This window comes from Streptomyces sp. URMC 123, assembly GCF_051386515.1.
Taxonomy (GTDB): Bacteria; Actinomycetota; Actinomycetes; order Streptomycetales; family Streptomycetaceae; genus Streptomyces.
In genome coordinates, this window is the sequence record NZ_JBPQTV010000565.1 from 1 (window position 1) to 1973 (window position 1973).

Below are 1973 nucleotides of genomic sequence, written 5' to 3' on the forward strand. Positions count from 1 at the left end.
GGTGCCCGCGGCGGACGGTGCGCCGCCGGTCGCTCCCGGTCGCTCTCCGGCGTGGGCGGCGTTCGCCGCCCGGCGACGCGGGAAGCGGTGCGGGGCGCCGCGCCGCCGTGGACTACTCCGGGGCCTCCTCGGAGACCGAGCCGGTGGCCGGGTCGACCTCCATCTCGTGGACCTTGCCGTCCTTGCCCAGCAGGGCGACCTCCCACGCGGAGGTGCCCTCCTGCTCGTCGACGTCGAAGTCCACGCCGGTCACCGTGCCGCGCACGGACTGCGTGGCCGCCTTCACCGCGGCCTTCGCGTCCAGCCGGGCGCCCTGGAGCGCCTCCAGCACCTGCTGGGCGTGCTTCTCGCGCTCGCGGTCCGTGCCGCTCACCTTCCCCGAGCGGGCGTCGACGGTCACCTCGTGCGAGACGCCCTCGGCGTCCAGGGTCTCGACGCCCCAGGTCACCTCGCCCTCCTCGTTCTCCAGCTCGGCCCCCACGACCGTGCCGGGCACGGCCTTCACGGCGGCGTCCACGGCCCGGCCGAAGTCGACCTTCGCCGCGTCGACGGCCTCGGCGGTCTCCCGGGCCTCCTCGGCCTCCTCCGCCTCGTCCGCGCGGTCCGCCACGCCCGACGCCGGGCTGCTCTTGGCCGCCGGCCGCGCCGAGTCGTCCCAGCCGCCGCCCGCCGCGAAGGCCGTGGCGGTGCCGCCGCCCACCAGGGCCGCGGCGACGACGGTGGCGATGGCGATGTTGCGCTTCATCGGATGTCCTCCCGAGATGATCGTCCGTTCGTCGGATTCGACGTGTACCACCGTGGCGGAGTGATGCTGAAGCGGAGCTGAAGCCACCTGAAGCCCTCTTCAGCTCCGGTTTGGGAGGCTGGCCCCATGCGCTTGCTGATCGTGGAGGACGAGAAGAGGCTCGCCCTGTCGCTGGCGAAGGGGCTGACGGCCGAGGGCTTCGCCGTTGACGTCACGCACGACGGCGCCGAGGGCCTGCGGATGGCGAGCGAGGGCCCGTACGACCTGATCGTCCTCGACATCATGCTGCCGGGCCTGAACGGCTACCGCGTCTGCGCGGCGCTGCGGGCCGCCGGCCACGACGTGCCGATCCTGATGCTGACGGCCAAGGACGGCGAGTACGACGAGGCCGAGGGGCTCGACACGGGCGCGGACGACTATCTGACCAAGCCGTTCTCGTACGTGGTGCTGGTCGCCCGGGTGCGGGCGCTGCTGCGCCGCCGTACCCGGGCCGCGTCCGCCGTGCTGACCGCCGGCCCGCTCGTCGTCGACACCGGCACTCGCCGGGTGACCCGGGACGGCGCCGAGGTGCCGCTGACCGCCAAGGAGTTCGCGGTGCTGGAGCACCTGGCCACCCGGGCGGGCGAGGTGGTCTCCAAGGCCGACATCCTCGACCACGTCTGGGACTTCGCCTACTCCGGCGACCCGAACATCGTGGAGGTGTACGTCAGCGCGCTGCGCCGCAAGCTCGGGGCGGACGCCATCGCGACGGTGCGCGGTGCCGGTTACCGCCTGGTGGGCGGCCGTGGCTGAGCCCTCGGGCCTTCGGCGACGCCTGCCGGGTCCGGGCTTCCGGCGGTCCCTGCCGCGGCCGGGCTCCCGGCGCCCGCTGCGCTCCGTACGGGCCCGGGCCGCCGTGGGGGCCACCGCCGTGGTGGCGGTGGCCCTGGTCGCCGCGGGGCTCGCGCTGCTCGCCGTGCTCGGCGCGAACCTGCGCCGGCAGGCGGACCTCCAGGCCGAGGTGACGGCCCGCGAGGTCGCCTCCCAGGTGGCGACCGGGGTCGCGTACGACCGGCTCGACCTGCCGGACGCGGAGGACCACCCGGTGCGGGTCGTGGACGAGCGCGGCACCGTCCGGGCGGCCGACCGGGAGTTGCAGGCCGTCACCGGCGCCCCCGCGCCGTCGTCGGCGACCTCCAGCACCGCCCGATCGCCCTCCCGCCGCCCCGAGACCGTCACCCGCGAGGCC

At 75.5% G+C, this 1973-nt stretch carries 2 protein-coding genes and 1 pseudogene; 2 read left to right on the plus strand and 1 reads right to left on the minus strand.

Going from position 1 to position 1973, the window contains the following annotated elements; translation table 11 throughout:
• Positions 1–112: 112 nt before the first annotated feature.
• On the minus strand, positions 113–745 hold the full coding sequence (locus ACSNOD_RS30760; protein ID WP_436770365.1) for a PepSY domain-containing protein: 633 nt from the start codon (positions 743–745) through the stop codon (positions 113–115).
• A 126-nt stretch (positions 746–871) separates the two neighbouring features.
• Here ACSNOD_RS30760 and ACSNOD_RS30765 point away from each other — a divergent pair, with 126 nt between their 5' ends.
• A complete protein-coding gene (locus ACSNOD_RS30765) occupies positions 872–1537 on the plus strand; it encodes a response regulator transcription factor (RefSeq protein ID WP_436770366.1) in 666 nt (221 codons plus the stop codon).
• A 76-nt stretch (positions 1538–1613) separates the two neighbouring features.
• Positions 1614–1973, plus strand: a pseudogene (locus ACSNOD_RS30770) (two-component sensor histidine kinase); the annotation flags it as partial.